The organism is Natronoflexus pectinivorans (assembly GCF_004345615.1).
GTDB lineage: Bacteria > Bacteroidota > Bacteroidia > Bacteroidales > Marinilabiliaceae > Natronoflexus > Natronoflexus pectinivorans.
In genome coordinates, this window is the sequence record NZ_SLWK01000001.1 from 614,037 (window position 1) to 630,034 (window position 15,998).

Sequence of the window (15,998 nt, forward strand, 5' to 3'; positions counted from 1 at the left end):
ACGTATATTTGCAGAAATAATTACATTTATGAAACGAGCCATGAGAATCAGCTGACACAAAGGAGCATCGAAGATCGGCGCATCCAATGACTATAAGGCGAATTCCATGTGACCTTAAAATACAAATTAGAGTATATGAAAAGAACGATAAAAGAACAAGCGAGATTTGATGCACGCCTTCCCAAAGAACAAAAAGAATTCTTTGAAAGAGCTGCATATTTGGGTGGATTTCGGAATCTAACAGACTTCGTTATTATCGCAGCTCAAGAAAAAGCAAAAGAAATAATCAAAGAGAAAGAACAAATAATTGCTTCCGAAAAAGATAGTCAAATATTCTTTGATGCGATAACTAAACCAAGAAAGCCATCTAAAACTTTGAAAAAGGCGTTGGATGATTATAATGCTTTTGTCTCTGGCTCAATATAGAACTATGATAGAACTATTAGACAAGAAGCACAATAGAATCCAGTTTGACTGCGGGAAAGAGCTGTTAAACAATTATTTAAAAACCCATGCAGGACAAGATATTAAAAGAAAATTATCCGCATGTTTTGTGTTGGCTGATAAAGAAACTTATTTCATTCAAGGATACTATACATTATCAAATAATAGTATTCCACTTAGCTGTTTTCCAGAACCAATAAAAAGAAAATTACCTCAATCTTATAATTGCATTCCGACTACTTTATTGGGACGATTAGCAGTTGACAAAAACTTTAAAGGGAAAGGATTGGGGAAGATTTTATTAATTGACGCATTGAGGCGAAGTTATGAACTATCAAAGGAAATTGGTTCATTTGCGGTAGTTGTAGACCCCATAGATAGAGAAGCAGAGTTGTTTTACGAACGGTATGACTTTATAAAACTGCCAGACAGCGAAAAAATGTTTATTGCAATCAAAACACTAAAGGAACTCTTCGAATAATAAAACAATACTGCGTAAAAAACATCTTATATAAAAGATTGAGGTTTTGGTGTTTATGCGAAACTTTCTGCCCCGCACCAACTTTTGTAACGGCAGACAGTGATGACGCCCGCAATCCCCCAACATTTCATATATGTGACCGTTGCCAACAAGTCTAAAACCTAATACATCTATGATTGAAGAATATTGACTTTTTAATACATCTTTCTATCATAATAGCTCGCTAATCTTTTTTATCTGCCTAATTATCAAACGTTTACGACGTCACTGCAATGTCGTGCAATCAACTGATAATAAGAAACTTACTTGCGTCTAATCCCGCTGAGCGGGACTTCGCTATGCTCAGCATCTTACATCTAATAATCTATCCCGAGGGAGTCGGGACTAACGATCTTTCTTTTATACCTGAAGAAATTAATGTTTTAGGCACATTCTTCAATCATGTTTGAAGAATCCCCTATATCCGCATGAAGTTTAACATATAGGTGAAATGACTAATTACATCGAAAGATCACTTTACATTGATAGAATTAAACCTTTCAATCTGAATCAACTTTCCAAAGTCAAAGAGAAAATAAATTCCACACCGCCACTTTTGGGGCGTTTTACCACGATTTCACTTCCGTGGAGTTCTATGGCATTTTTTACTATGGCAAGCCCTAATCCAGTTCCACCATTTTCTCTTGCTCTGCCCTTTTCAACTCGGTAAAACCGCTCAAAAATACGACCAAGATGCTCTTCATCAATACCGGGGCCATTATCTGAAAAAGAGATAAATACTTTTCCTTCCTCATTTAAAAATTCATTGATATGAATTTTTACGTTTTCCCCTCCATATTTTAATGAGTTCTCAATAAGATTCTGAAAAATCGATAAGAGTAATTCCCTGTTTCCATTTACAAAGGTGTCGGACTTTATATTGATCTCCACTTCTGCATCGAAGACTGAAATCTGCGATTGCAGATTTTCTGTTACCTCATCAATGACACCACGCAACTCGGTTTTTTCCATTTTGTAGTATCCAGAGGCCTCTTCTATCTTGGTGAGCATAGATATATCCCGAATCAGCTGCGATAAGCGCTCTATCTGACCTGCAGCTTTCTCCACAAAGTAAATTACTTTTTCAGGTTTTACATCCTTGTGTGTTAAAATGGTTTCAAGGTATCCTTTTATGGAACTTACAGGCGTTCTTAATTCATGCGCTATGTTGGAGGTCATTTCCTGCTTCAGTATCTTCTCCTTAATGGAACGTGTAACATCAGTTATGGACACCTCATAACTCTTGTCCTGGAAAATAATACACTGAGCCTCGAAGAAGCGCGCGTTGGCATGTATGGCCAACCTTTTAACCGGCAAGGATTTAAATGAAATGGAATATGATGAATGAAAATCAATAAATTCCCGGATTGGTGCAAACTCTTTAATTTCCAAAAACGAGTCGGCGTTTACCATGTGTGTATCAGAAATCACACTCAGATACTGAACAAAAAAGTTGTTGGCAAATATCCTCTTACTATTCGATGAAAACAGTGCAATTCCAACTTTGGAGACCTGTATGTGTTGAATCAGTTTTTCCCTTTCGGCAGCCAGTTCATTGTTGGTTTTGTGCAGATTGTTATAGATGTTTACAATCTGTTCTCCAATAACACCCAATTCATTTTCGGGAAATTTAGATGGGGAATCAATGGGTTCATTATTGGCGGCTCTTATGGCAAAATCTTTAAGTTTAAGAATGGATTTTCCAACAGTATCGGAAACAAAAAGTAACACGCTGCTGGTTAATAAAAACAAGAGGGCAATGAAATACCAAAAGAGATTTTCCACACTTAAAAACTCCTTAATACCCAGACTGTAAACTACAGCCGATCGCACAAAATATTTATCGTACCTTTTAGCCAGATAGTAAAAATCCTGATTTGTAGATGATGAAAGACGGATGTCTGAACCACGGTTGTAAAAAAGTGCGTTTTGTACTTCGGGTCGATTGATGTGATTTGCCAATTCATGATAGTTTTTAAAAAAACTATCATACAGCACCTTACCGTTAAAATCAATCACCGTTATACGAATATCATCCCGTGGAAATATCTTTTTGATCGAATCAAGATACTCAAAACTTCCGGTTGAGTAAATATTGTTGTAAACAATATAACTGTTTACAATATCGGAGTAAGTCTCTAAAATACTCTTCAACTCATGAATGCGATATTGTTTTTCCCTATGATATTGAAAAATAGCAATAACGGAAGAGAACACCAGAAATACCATCAAAAAATAGATGAATAGTTTCCTTCGGTATGAGGTTTTTGCAATCATAACTGGAGTTTTACAAGTAATAAACTACAACTGTGCTATTTTTTCAGGTTCAAAACAGTATCCATGCCCCGAACGGTTCACAAATGCCTTTCCATAAACAGCCATTTTTTTTCTGAGCCTTGCAATGTGTACATCAATGGTTCTGTCGTTTACCACCACATCATCCTTCCATACGTAGTCCATAATGGTTTCACGGGAAAAGACCTTACCGGGGTTTCCGGCCAACAACAAAAGAATCTCAAACTCCTTCTTAGTCAGGACGACTGACTGTCCTTTTACCATCACCTTTTTACTGAACACATCAATCATCATATCACCAATGGTGATGTTTTCCTCCTTTTTCCCAAGTTTACTAGCCCTGTTTAAAATAGCCTTTACCCTTGCAATAACTTCCCTGATAGAAAAAGGCTTAGAGATGTAATCATCTGCTCCTAAACTGAAACCTGTAAGGGTGTCGTTTTCGGTATCACGTGCCGTAAGAAAAATTACCGGCGCCTCAATTTTACGTTCCTTTTTAAGGATTTCAGCCAACCGAAAGCCGGACATTTTTCCCATCATAATGTCAAGCAGGAAAAGGTCATACTTTTCCGGTTTCATGTTAAGAGCCTCTTCAGCAGAATTGGCAACAGACACCAAAAAGCCTTCGCTCTCAAGGTTAAATTTGAGGATTTCACAGATGTCCTGTTCATCTTCAACAACTAATATCCGGGCAGTTTGCATTTTAATGTATTTTTAATTGCGACATAAGCTTTGTTCCAAAACCTCTGGATTCGTTCAAACTTTAATATGTTCTGTAGCTTAAATCTATAATTATTAAAGTCAAACGATCTATTGATCAGGATATGGAATCGATATTCACATGTTTATGCCTAACGTCCTTACCCATACTTGAGTAAATTGCTGCTTCAGCAATATTGGTCGCATTGTCTCCAATTCGCTCAATATACGACACTATATTCAATAAATTAATGAAAGTTTTAATCTCGGATTGAGATTTTACATTTGGCAGCTGCTTTTTGGTGATTCTTTTGGCAAAAGAGCGGTGCAACTCATCCACCACATCATCATTCTTGATAGTCCAAACAGCATAGTCCATATCATTATTTCTCAATGCCAGCAAGGACTTTTCTACCATATTTATGCTGATGATGAGAATATCGAGAATGGCTTCTGTATGATTTTGAAATGCCTTAACATCATCCGCTTTTTTAATGTTACGGATGATATTGGCGACCATGTCGCCAATTTTCTCAACATTCAGAGATGTGCGATACATTGCCATCAACAATCTCAGTTCCGCAGCCATCGGGTTATAAAGAACAATGATATTGATGATATCGTCGCTCAGTTTCACCTCAAATTTATCAATTTCTTTTTCGTTCTTCTTTATTTCATTAAAATGCTCATCAGAGACAGTGCCTCCATCTGTTTCGATGATGGTTTCAAGAAGACGTAACTGCTTCAAAAGTAAGTTTGAATATGATTCAAACTCTTTATTCAGGTCGGCTAAAGCCTTTTCTTTTTTAACACTCATTTTTTCAGGATTTATTTCCTAAGATATTAAATTTTAATACAGAATTAAGATAATGAAGGTCATCCATCAACCAAATTTTCCTGTCAGGTACTCTTCAGTTCTCTTATCTTCGGGGTTTTGGAACATCTTTTTGGTTTTACCATACTCAACCAAATCTCCAAGATACATAAATGCAGAATAATCAGATATCCGTGCAGCCTGGGCAAGGTTGTGTGTAACTATAACGATGCTGTATTTCTTTTTCAACTCAACAATCAAATCTTCAATCTTCATCGTTGATTTGGGATCCAATGAACTGGTTGGTTCATCCATCAGAATAACTTCAGGTTTGATGGCCAGAGCTCTTGCAATCGATAGCCTTTGTTGCTGACCACCTGACAAACTCCCGCCTGGAGCATTCAGTCTGTCCTTAACCTCATCAAATAGCGCTGCTTGTGTTAGAGCAATTTCGCACACCTCGTTAAGCAACTTTCGGTCTCGTATCCCCACCAATTTTAGTCCCGCAACAACATTGTCGTAAATTGACATGGTAGGGAACGGTGTGGGTTTTTGAAAAACCATCCCAATTTTTCGGCGTATGGTCACCGGGTTTACTTTCGGGTCGTAAATGTCGTTTCCATCGAGCAAGACCTCGCCCGTTATATGGGCGGATTTGGTTAAATCGTGCATGCGGTTCAAAGAACGGAGGAAAGTGGTTTTTCCGCATCCGGATGGACCTACCAGTGCTGTTACCTTCTCATTATAGATGGGCATTGAGAGATTTCTCACCGCCACATTGGTTCCATATTTTATGGTCAGGTTCTTTGCTTCCATCCTGACTCTGGAAGTCTCCTTTTTCTCAACGGTGGTTTCAATTTCGTTTGTTGTTGTCATAGCTGAAGACTTTATATTTTCGGTTTTTACCTTATTTTCCATTGAAAGTAATTCCATTTTAGTAATTCTTTTGACGTGTTAATAACCGTGCAGTGACAAATAATATAATCACAAAAGAGAGCAATACGATGGCCGCTGCCCATCCCATCTGATGCCATTGTGCGTATGGACTGATGGCCAGACTGTAAAGCCGTTGCGGCAAAGTATCAACAGGGCCAAAAATCATTCCTGTCCAATGGTTGGGGAGATAATTGTTCCCGAAAGAGGTAAACATCAGCGGTGCCGCTTCTCCGGCTGCTCGTGCAAACGCGATAAGGAATCCGGTAACCAGTCCGGTTTTGGCCGCAGGCATTACAGTTGACAAAACAACCCTCCAACGAGGTAACCCGATTGCTAATCCAGCTTCACGAATTGACCATGGGATGGTCATCAGAGAACTTTCTGTGGTTCTTGCAATAATAGGAATCATCACAAACGCGAGAGCCACCCCTCCAGCCAGGCCGGAGAATGTTCCCATGGGTTTCACAATCAAAGCAAAAGCCAACAATCCTTTCAAAATGGCAGGCATGCCATTCAGGGTATCGTTCATAATTCGCAGAATTGGATTCAGTTTATGCTCCGGATATTCTGACAACATAATACCGGCACCTACTCCTACTGGAACCGCTAGAACAAGCCCTATGAAATCAACTACCAATGTTCCAATCATGGTATGAACCAATCCTGTTGGCTGTCCCTGCATAGCCCTGGCAGGTGACCCGAGCTCTTCGGTAAAAAAACTCCAGTTAAGCGCTCCAAAGCCATTGTAAACAACATAAGCAATTATAATGAGCAGAGGAATCAAGATGGTAATGGTACTGACCACCAGCAACCCCTCCATTATTTTATCCTGTATTTGTCTTCTTCTTAATGTCTTCATCTGAATATTATTTGTCCTTGTCTTCCGTTCTATGGGACAAAGTGTCCTTAAGCTATTGTATCCGAAAGCTCACAGTTGGTTCTAAACTGCTTGTCCTCCGGTTATTGAATGTTTTCTAATAATATATGCTGCAATAAGATTAACTATCAACGAAATCACGAACAAGGCCAATCCAACGGCCATTAAACTTGATAAGTGCAGATTCCCAACTGCCTCCCTGAATTCGTTTATAATAACCGATGGCATGGTGGCTGCCGGTCCGAAAATGGAGAATGGGAATGTGTTTTTATTTCCAATTAACATGGCAACCGCCATGGTTTCACCAATGGCTCGACCAAATGAGAGAATGGCTCCCGATAAAATTCCACCTCTTGCATAAGGCAAAACAGCCATGCGAATCACTTCCCACTTTGTAGCACCTAAAGCATATGCAGCTTCTCTCTGCTCTTTTGGTACTTGGCGAATGGCGTCTCTCGTTAGTGCTGTTGTATAAGGAATAATCATCAACGCCAAAATTATAGTCGCTGTAGTCATTCCATAGCCAATGGGTGTGCCAATGATTGGAAGCAGCGAAGGAGCATTTTCAGATGCCCATAAAAAAACAGGCATATATACTTTTTCGCGCATCCAGGGCGCGAAAACAAATATTCCCCAAATACCAATTACTACACTGGGGATTGCAGCAATCAGATGAATAAGGTTCTCAATAATTCCTCCCAGCCAGCGGGGAGCGTATTCAGCTATAAATATCCCAATGGCAATGGCAGGCAGAAAGGCAATGGCCAATGCTCCAATGCTGGTAACCAAAGTACCAAAAAGAAAGGGGAGCGCACCAAAAACAAAATTTACACCCGGATCCCATACTCTTCCTTTCATAAATCCCCACACTCCAAACTCATTGATGGCCATACTTCCTTCGCGGAAGAGTACCCAGGCCATTGTGACCCCAAGTGCAATAATCGAAATTCCAAGTATTACAGCTACGGCAAGAAAAACCCGATCTCCCCACCATCTATAAACCCCGTGCAAAGGCCTTTCCAGTATCTCCTTTGTAGATTCGTTCATTTTTTTCCAATCTGAATATAAAACCAAACCGATACTGCTCCCATGGTGCAGTATCGGTTTAATTAATTTATCTATGAATTAAGAACTCTGTTAAGAACTTTTTCACCAATCTTTTCGCCATTCCATTTCAACTGCTTAATCATCTCAAAATTTCTGTCGATGGCAGCCTGAGGAAGTCGTGCATAACCCAATCCTTCAGAAAGTTCCTGTCCGTCGGTAATAGCCCAAATCAGGAATTCAATAAGTTCTACTGCCTCTGATTCGTTAGCAATAGCGTTATTCTTATCAAGATTCTCATATACCAACATCCAGGCAAAGCCGGCAATTGGATATCCTTGAGGTGCAGGAGTATTTGTAAATAGAATACGTGTATCCGCAGGAAGTTCTATGTTTGCAGCTTCAGTTGTCGCTGCAAAAGAAGGAGGAATAACGTTCCCGGCTGCATTTATAACATATCCGTAAGACATATTATTCAATAAGGCATAAGATAAACTGTTGTAACCAATGGCTCCGGGAGTGTTCTGAACAGCACCGGCAACGCCCTCATTTCCATTTCCACCAACGCCTACAGGCCAGTTTACGCTTGTTCCCATTCCAACGCGGTCTCTCCACTCATCAGATACCCGACTAAAATAACTGGTCCAGATGTTTGTGGTTCCTGAACCGTCTGAACGGTGAACAACAGTAATGGGTAGGTTTGGTAAATTTTGATCCGGATTCAACGCTTTAATTTTTGCATCATTCCATCTGGTAATTTTTCCAAGGTATATCTCAACTAAAACTTCAGAGTTAAAAATCAAACCTTTGGAAATTCCGGGAAGATTGTATGTAGCAACAACGTCAGCCAACGTGATGGGCATATTAAATGCTCTTCCGCCTGTGCTTGATTCAACATTGGTCATTACCTCATCGGATAAAAATGCTTCTGACATCCCAAACATGATGGTTTGCTCAACAAACTGACGAATGCCTCCACCTGAACCAATCGATTGATAGTTGATGGTAACACGGTTTGCAGTTGCCTGACGATACTCATCAGCCATAGCAGTTACAAGTGGTGCAGGAAAAGAAGCACCTGCTCCCAGAACATCCACACGTGCGGCTCTTGCAGCTCTTCTTTCATCTGAACTCTCAGAACCTGACCTTCCGCCACAGGCAGAAAAAATAGCTACTGATAACATGATTGCCATCACGGGCAATAAGTTTCTTAAATTTCTCTTTTGCATATCATTTTTATTTTGAAATTTCTGATTTGTGAGAGGCCGTTACCTCTTTATTTTCAATTACAATATTATGGTGCAATTATTACCAGATGGTTACACATTTGTTACATAATTGTTACAATAGAATACTTGTATTTCTCTGATTTACTTTCGATTAAAAAAACCGGAACGTTTTCACGTTCCGGTTTTAAACATATAATGTTACATTCAGATTGGCTATTTTTCATTCAATATTTGCTGACCAATCAACTCTCCTCTCCACTTCATTTGCTTAATCATGGCTTTGTTTTTGTCAATGGCAGCTTGAGGTAATCTTGCATATCCTAACATTTCAGACAATTCCTGTCCATCGGTAATACTCCAGATTAAAAAGCGAATTAACTCTTCAGCCTGACGACGATTGGTGATGGCGTTGTTTTTATCAAGATGCTCGTAAACCAACATCCAGGCAAAGCCAGCTATAGGATAACCATTGGGAGCTGGGGTATTGGTGAAAAGAATGCGAGTATCATCAGGTAATTCAATGTTTGCAGCTTCGGTGGTAGCAGCGAAACTGGGCTCTATGGTGTTTCCTGATGCATTGATAACAGAACCATAAGCCAGATCATTTAATATTGCATATGCCAAACTGTTATAACCGATGGCACCAGGCATATTTTTAACCACTCCGGCAACTCCTTCGTTACCGTTTCCGCCTACACCTGTTGGCCAGTTTACGCTGGTTCCCATTCCAACACGGTTTTTCCACTCGTCGGACACTCTGGTAAAATAGCTCGTCCAGATGTTGGTAGTTCCTGAACCGTCAGATCTGTGAACGACAGTAATAGGCAGATTTGGCAGATTCTTTCCGGGGTTAAGCGCTCTGATTTTGGCATCATTCCATCTGGTGATTTTTCCAAGATAAATATCAACCAATAGCTCAGCATTAAATACCAAACCTTTATCAACTCCGGGTAAGTTATAAGTAGGAACCACGTCGGCAAGAGTAATGGGCATGTTGAAAGCTTTTCCTCCGGTTGAACGCTCAATGTTCCCAACTATTTCATCAGAAAGGAAAGCCTCTGTCATTCCAAACATAATGGTTTGCTCCACGAACTGACGAATTCCGCCTCCGGAACCAATGGACTGATAGTTTACTGTAACACGACCATTTGTTACTGTGCGATATTGGTCGGCCATTGCGGTTACCAATGGAGCGGGAAAAGAAGCTCCTGCACCCAGCAAGTCAACTCTGGTTGCCTGGGCTTGGGTGTTTAACGAAACAGAAAACATCATTGCTGCAGATAAGGCAATTGATGCGAAAAACGATGATTTTCTTTTGCTTGATTTCATAACTAAAATTTGTTTGGTGAAGGTGTTATGAAACAGATCCCGAAACATCGGAACTTGTTTCATATAAATTTGAATGAATTAATTCTTTAGAAAAATGTATTGGCTGGTATTTATATAGAATTATTATTCTATATAAATAATTAGAATAAAATAAGCAGGCACTTAATAATGTAGCTGAACCAAATACTTAAACAAAAAGTGCCTGCTTATTTACAAAGAACGGAAACTAATGTCAAGTTTCATCTGAATTGTCTCCCTCGCTCACCCCTAGCCCCCAAGGGGGATACGCCAAACGCGCTAGGTATATGGTTGACTTTACCCTAGAAGTTATACTGGGCTCGTAATACCCCAAGAAGAGGACTCTTATCATAGTCACCTCTGTCGATGTCAACATAGATAACGTTGGCCATAAATCTGAGGCGGTTTGTTACATAGTGGTTCAAAGCAAAAGTAATGGTGCTTTGTTTTCCACCCAGGTAAATATCATCATTAAGATCCATTACGCTGTAGCGAGCAGCAATTTCCCATGCGCCAGACTCATTAGCTGGACGGATTCCACCAACAGCACCACTTGAGTAACTGCGACTTTCTCCGGTTAATACATAGCTTGTTTGTACGTGGTAGCCTGAGAATGAAGCATCATCCATATCTACATTGCTTACTCCCATTTGCATATATTCTCCTTCTATTGAGAATGCTCCGCTGATGAATAACAACTCAAGACCGAATTTGGTGGTATTCTCAGCATTTGGAAGGCTGACATCAATTAAGCGAACTGCTCCTCCTCTGGAGTCACGTGCTTCCGGACGATCGCGTAAGCGGAGTCCGTTGTTGTCGTTAAAATCTTCATATACTACCGAAGCACCTACGTGAAATACACCTTCGCCAACAGGGGCTCCGTAAAATCCGCGCAAAGCAATACCAAGTGGCATGTTGTTATGGTAGCCATCTTCATCTGTTTGGAAAATACCTCTCTCTCCCAAAGCGCGACCAAATACCATGGTTTTAAATCCTGCATCGCCAAAACCTTGTTCAAAAGCAACACCCATTCTACGAGCCGGAGCAATGATATTGCTGATGGAAGATCTTTCGATAAATGTAATCTCGTTAGAACTGGTCAGCTGGTTTAACCCTTGAGGAACCTTAAATTGGCCAATCCATAAACGTCCGCTTTCGCCAAATTTTCCTCTCAACCGAAAATCGTTAGCACTAAGACTTTCATCAGCAAAATCCAATTCAATGCGACCATCCCATTTGTCATTAATTGTACCACCTGCACCTAAACGAGCTCTGCGGTTATTAAACCCGTTTGAAAACTCTTCTGCGTCACTAAGTCCGAAAAAAGAATCCATATGCAAACGTCCGCGAATTCTGAATTCCTGTGCTTCAATATTGCTTGTCATGATTACTGATAACAGCATACTCAAAATTGCTGTTCTAAATAATAATTTCTTCATTTTTGTCGATTTAAAGTAATAAAGTTGTTTCATTGTTTTTTAGTTTCACATGACAAAACTATTTTCAAATAATTACACACTTATTTCAGAAATATTACAATATGGTTACAAAATACAACAATATTTTATCGAAGGTTAATGGCAGCCGACATCGCTTCAAGCCGGGAGCTGAACTGTAGGTTTGCATATCCCGCGTTTCTAGCGTTAAGTTCAAAGCGTAACCCCTCATCGCGGTGCACAAAATTAACTGCAGCACCCTGATTAATCATCCCTTCGGATTCGGTAATAATAAGTACACCAAAATTTCGTGCTTTTTCAAGCAATTGCCGGCTGTTGGTCGACAAAGAGATATCATTACCAATAAAAACCACCTGTCCAAAATTTACATCTTCTACCTTATCGTACTCTCTAATGGCATAATACTGATGACCAAAACGCTTTCCCGCTGAGTGTATCCGAAGTTGCTCAGCAACGTCTTTGTTACCAACAACAGAAATAACAAAATCTCCGTCTAAAGCCTTTTGATTCCAACCAACATAACGAATAAGATTGAGGGTATAAAACGCCTTCAGGTTTGCATCCTGAGCCGACAACCACCGCATTGGCAGTGTCATTAAAATAATAAATAAAGATAGTTTTTTCATATTCAATTAATGTTTTGGGTTTCACCTTTTATAAATCATCCAATTAAAAAAAGCTTTTCGAAAGAATTGTGAGAGCTGCGTTGTATAATAAATTGACGCATGCAAATCTATGTTCAAATGGTTAACCCCGGATAAAAATCGTGTTACAAAACCGTTAATTTATTGGCTCAATTCAACACAGTAAGCGCATATTCGACAGAGAATTATTTATCGATTAAATAGAAAATGTTAGTGCTATAATGATTTGAGTATTAAAAAAAATATAACCTTTGCGAACCAAATACGTAATAATGGGAACCTTAACAAACAAATTTATAATCGAAATGAGAAACATTTTACAAATCACCTCTTTTGCCATCATTTGTACATTTTTAGTGGCATCTGTTCAAAGTTGTAGCAGCAGTAAAAAGTCTGATGACACAGTCTACATTGAAGGAATCTGGAGAATTTCTGAGGAAGAAATTTATACCGATGTTTCTTCGGATACTTCATCTGGTCTCAAGGATACGGATAGCGGTAACGATGAAACAGACAATGAAGGAGAAGATAATGGCTCTGTTGAGAGACCTTATAAAACAGAGAAATACCATTCAAGCGATCAGGTGCAGAGATATCTTATTTTTGAGAATCTTAAATACAGTAAAATTAAGATAGAAGATTCCGAAAAAGAAACCGTCGAAGAAGGATCATATTCTGTTTCAGGTAATATTGTAACCATTTCAATAAATGGTAAACAAACTACGGCTGAATACCTCATCAATACCACAACTTTAACTTTGATGTACGATGACCACCCCACCTTAAAGAAACGGGTTGCCCAATGGGACGCTATTCCGGGTGATGGTGAAAATGACGGTAATGACGACAAAGATGAAGAGAACGAAGATAAGGATGACAACGGAGATGATGAGGATATCCCTACTTGTGCAGCAAGGCACCAGAGAGATGCAAGAGTTGGATCAAAATTGAATCCTAAGTTGATTGAATCGGATGTAATTGTAGAAGGAGCTTTACCTGATGATACTGAAAATGGATTCTTATACAGATACTATCTTCAGGTTAAACCTTACGCAAAGTACAACATATCAATATCTGAAATATCTGCCGATTATGATGAGGACATTCACGAAAAGTATCATTATATGGATGTCATCATTAAAGAGGAGTTTGTAACCGACTATATTTTAAAGGAGTCCAGATTTCATTACAACCAAACATCGGGTCAAATGACCGTAACTCCTGCAACAGAATGTTTGTATATCGAATTTTTCAGTTTTCAGGAGAGCATCCAATTCAAACTTGAAATAACAGAACAAGAATAAATCAATTCACCTAAAACCAATAAGGGAACAGCAAAGAAACGCGCCAACATATTGACTTTGTCAATATGTGCTCACAACGGAAAGTGTGGCGGCATAATCTTTACGACCTTAAAAAATAATTAGAAGCTCATGAAAATATATATTAAATACATCCTTCTTTCCGTGGCACTGGTTTTTGTGCTTGCCTCCTGCAGCAGCGACAGCAAAAAAGAAGAAGTCGTCCGTATTGAAGGTCTATGGAAGATACTGGAAGAAAGGTTTCAAAGCAATGAAGATGACAGTTGGGTCATTATGTTCCCTGAAGATAATGAGAATATACAGCCCTACATGCTGTTTGATAATAACCTTTACACCTATTACGAGGTTAAGAACAATGAAGACACTTTAGATCAATATACAAAAACCGGAAGCTATTCGATAAACAGGGATACTTTAATTATCAGCTACACCGGAAGTGAGCGAGTAGAAAGAACCCACTTTATAATCAATGGAAATAAGCTTACTCAAAAGCTGTCAACAGCAGTTCAAGGTGAGGAATTGGTGATAATCTCTGAAAAGATCAGGGAAGTTGAGCCTCCAGTGGCCGATGAACCCAATGATGAAGATGAAGACCAAAATGGAGATCAGGATCAGCCAGACTCTGGAAATTTAGAAGATTTGCACGATCAAAACAGTGCACAAGGCTCAAATAGCAATCCTGTTCGCATAAATTTGAATCAAGTAATTGACAATTCAACTCAAAACATAGTGGATACTTTGGATACACAAATTACGCAGTATCGCTATTACATCAAAGCTGAACCAAACAAAACCTATAATGTAAGGGTTTTCAACGTCAGTACGGATTTTTCTGATCTACCGTCGAGGTTGCAATACCTGCAAGTATTGGTAACAGATGTTCCTTTCCCCATCGATGGTATAAACCAAAAAACAGAGTTCCGGATACGCGACAGAGACAATGAGCTAATTGAAGGAAATTCAAAAGAGCTTACAACCACTACAGGATATATTTATGTTGAGGTCTTCAGATATAATGAGGATGATGAATTAAGTTTTAGCCTGGAAGTCAAAGAGGCTGAGTAACCACTAAAATGAGAATTTCACAATTCTTATTTATATAGACCATATCGCACCCAATCCGAGCAGTATAATACTGCTCGGATTGGGTGCAATTTTTTTTGAAATCAGAGAAGCTCCAGTTTTAAAGCCACGAGCACTCCAAAACGAAAGAAAAAATGATACCATTCGAAAATGAATAAAAAAAGTCTGGAAATATGCATTCTTCTTTATTATGCAGTATATTTGTGTATTAATTTGAAGAATACCCCTAAAACAAATTATTATGAAAGGAATATTTCTAATAACAGGAATTGCTCTATTGGCATTTGGTGCGTGTAAAGAAAAAGCAGAAAAAGCCCCTCCACCAGAGCCAGTTATAGAAGAGGTAGTCGAAGTTGCTGAACCTGACACGTTATATCAGGAGCAAGTAGTTGAAGAACCGGTATATGTGCCTGAACCTGACAAATACTTTCTAATTGCGGCCAGTTTTGTTGAATACGACAACGCACAACGTTGCCAATCGGATTTACTAAACAGAGGGATGCGATCAGAAATCATTCAACGCAATCATGGTCCAAATAGCAACTTCTACCGGGTTTCATATATGTCATTTAATGACAAAAGAGAGGCACTAAGAACCCTTAACAACGAAAGAAACCAGGAAGGAAAAGAAAATGTTTGGTTACTTGTAAAAAGATAATTCTTATAAAGGATTGTCTTTAAACCATTCTACAATATTCAGCCCGCGAGTAACATGGAGCGTTTGAAAACCCATGTCGCGGGCTGTACTTATATTGTTCTCCAAATCGTCTACAAACAGAGTTTCTTCGGGAAGTATATTACACCTGTCTATCAGCGTTTGGAATGCCTGCCGCTCAGGCTTTCGGCTTCCTATTAAATGTGAATACCAGGCCGATTCAAATAAATCACTTAATTTATTATAACCATTTGCCATGGATTCAAACTTTTGTGTATGTATTTCATTGGTATTACTCAAAATAAATAACCTGTAATCACTTTTCAGTGATTCCAGCAGCCTGATTCTTTCATCAGGAATTTGAACCAACATGGCATTCCAGGCATCAACAGCTTGTTGCGCTGTGATTTCATTACCAGCTAAATTTACCAGTGTTCCAATAAATTCATCGTCACTAATTGCTCCTGTTTCATATTGTCTGAATACAGGATGCTTTATGTACCCATACTCTAATTCAAGGTATTTATCGCTTATGTAGTTTTTAAAAGTTTTGTAAGTTCTCTCAACGTCCAGGTCAATTATAACTCCACCCAAGTCAAAAATGATGTTTAAAATCTTCATTCAGGTAATTT

At 39.0% G+C, this 15,998-nt stretch carries 16 protein-coding genes; 5 read left to right on the top strand and 11 right to left on the bottom strand.

Annotated elements, in window-relative coordinates:
- The first annotated feature begins 135 nt into the window (after window positions 1-135).
- Entirely contained in the window at window positions 136-426 is a 291-nt protein-coding gene (locus EV194_RS02200) for a type II toxin-antitoxin system TacA family antitoxin (RefSeq protein WP_132431639.1), read from the top strand.
- Between the two features lie 4 nt (window positions 427-430).
- Window positions 431-925, top strand: a complete 495-nt coding sequence (locus EV194_RS02205) for a GNAT family N-acetyltransferase (protein ID WP_132431641.1) — start codon at window positions 431-433, stop codon at window positions 923-925.
- A 549-nt stretch (window positions 926-1,474) separates the two neighbouring features.
- Here the strand turns inward: EV194_RS02205 and EV194_RS02210 are convergent.
- The 10 genes from EV194_RS02210 to EV194_RS02255 all read right to left on the bottom strand — a co-directional run bounded on the left by EV194_RS02210 (window position 1,475) and on the right by EV194_RS02255 (window position 12,288).
- Window positions 1,475-3,241 carry a sensor histidine kinase gene (locus EV194_RS02210; protein ID WP_132431643.1) on the bottom strand — a complete coding sequence of 589 codons (1,767 nt, stop codon included), beginning with the start codon at window positions 3,239-3,241 and terminating at the stop codon, window positions 1,475-1,477.
- A gap of 24 nt (window positions 3,242-3,265) precedes the next feature.
- On the bottom strand, window positions 3,266-3,961 hold the full coding sequence (locus tag EV194_RS02215) for a response regulator transcription factor (protein WP_132431645.1): 696 nt from the start codon (window positions 3,959-3,961) through the stop codon (window positions 3,266-3,268).
- A gap of 115 nt (window positions 3,962-4,076) precedes the next feature.
- Window positions 4,077-4,775, bottom strand: a complete 699-nt coding sequence (locus EV194_RS02220; RefSeq protein ID WP_132431647.1) for a phosphate signaling complex PhoU family protein — start codon at window positions 4,773-4,775, stop codon at window positions 4,077-4,079.
- A 66-nt stretch (window positions 4,776-4,841) separates the two neighbouring features.
- Window positions 4,842-5,648 carry a phosphate ABC transporter ATP-binding protein PstB gene (gene pstB / locus EV194_RS02225; protein ID WP_132432203.1) on the bottom strand — a complete coding sequence of 269 codons (807 nt, stop codon included), beginning with the start codon at window positions 5,646-5,648 and terminating at the stop codon, window positions 4,842-4,844.
- A 58-nt stretch (window positions 5,649-5,706) separates the two neighbouring features.
- Window positions 5,707-6,567 (bottom strand): phosphate ABC transporter permease PstA, encoded by an 861-nt coding sequence (pstA, locus tag EV194_RS02230; RefSeq protein ID WP_132431649.1) that lies wholly within the window; start codon window positions 6,565-6,567, stop codon window positions 5,707-5,709.
- An 81-nt stretch (window positions 6,568-6,648) separates the two neighbouring features.
- A complete protein-coding gene (gene pstC, locus EV194_RS02235; RefSeq protein WP_132431651.1) occupies window positions 6,649-7,632 on the bottom strand; it encodes a phosphate ABC transporter permease subunit PstC in 984 nt (327 codons plus the stop codon).
- 71 nt (window positions 7,633-7,703) lie between these two features.
- Window positions 7,704-8,858 carry a phosphate ABC transporter substrate-binding protein PstS gene (gene pstS / locus EV194_RS02240; RefSeq protein ID WP_207915866.1) on the bottom strand — a complete coding sequence of 385 codons (1,155 nt, stop codon included), beginning with the start codon at window positions 8,856-8,858 and terminating at the stop codon, window positions 7,704-7,706.
- A 213-nt stretch (window positions 8,859-9,071) separates the two neighbouring features.
- A complete protein-coding gene (pstS, locus tag EV194_RS02245) occupies window positions 9,072-10,187 on the bottom strand; it encodes a phosphate ABC transporter substrate-binding protein PstS (RefSeq protein ID WP_132431653.1) in 1,116 nt (371 codons plus the stop codon).
- 320 nt (window positions 10,188-10,507) lie between these two features.
- Entirely contained in the window at window positions 10,508-11,644 is a 1,137-nt protein-coding gene (locus tag EV194_RS02250; RefSeq protein ID WP_165921778.1) for an OprO/OprP family phosphate-selective porin, read from the bottom strand.
- Window positions 11,645-11,769: 125 nt separating this feature from the next.
- Window positions 11,770-12,288 (bottom strand): YfiR family protein, encoded by a 519-nt coding sequence (locus EV194_RS02255; protein WP_132431657.1) that lies wholly within the window; start codon window positions 12,286-12,288, stop codon window positions 11,770-11,772.
- 323 nt (window positions 12,289-12,611) lie between these two features.
- Here EV194_RS02255 and EV194_RS02260 point away from each other — a divergent pair, with 323 nt between their 5' ends.
- The 3 genes from EV194_RS02260 to EV194_RS02270 all read left to right on the top strand — a co-directional run bounded on the left by EV194_RS02260 (window position 12,612) and on the right by EV194_RS02270 (window position 15,369).
- Window positions 12,612-13,610: a hypothetical protein gene (locus tag EV194_RS02260; protein ID WP_132431659.1), complete on the top strand. Its 999-nt coding sequence runs from the start codon at window positions 12,612-12,614 to the stop codon at window positions 13,608-13,610.
- A 129-nt stretch (window positions 13,611-13,739) separates the two neighbouring features.
- On the top strand, window positions 13,740-14,693 hold the full coding sequence (locus EV194_RS02265) for a lipocalin family protein (RefSeq protein WP_132431661.1): 954 nt from the start codon (window positions 13,740-13,742) through the stop codon (window positions 14,691-14,693).
- A gap of 259 nt (window positions 14,694-14,952) precedes the next feature.
- The gene (locus EV194_RS02270) at window positions 14,953-15,369 is read left to right on the top strand and encodes an SPOR domain-containing protein (protein WP_132431663.1); all 417 of its coding nucleotides are present in this window, start codon (window positions 14,953-14,955) and stop codon (window positions 15,367-15,369) included.
- 3 nt (window positions 15,370-15,372) lie between these two features.
- On the opposite strand, the gene EV194_RS02275 is transcribed toward EV194_RS02270, so the two are convergent.
- Window positions 15,373-15,987 carry an HAD family hydrolase gene (locus EV194_RS02275; RefSeq protein WP_132431665.1) on the bottom strand — a complete coding sequence of 205 codons (615 nt, stop codon included), beginning with the start codon at window positions 15,985-15,987 and terminating at the stop codon, window positions 15,373-15,375.
- Window positions 15,988-15,998 lie beyond the last annotated feature (11 nt).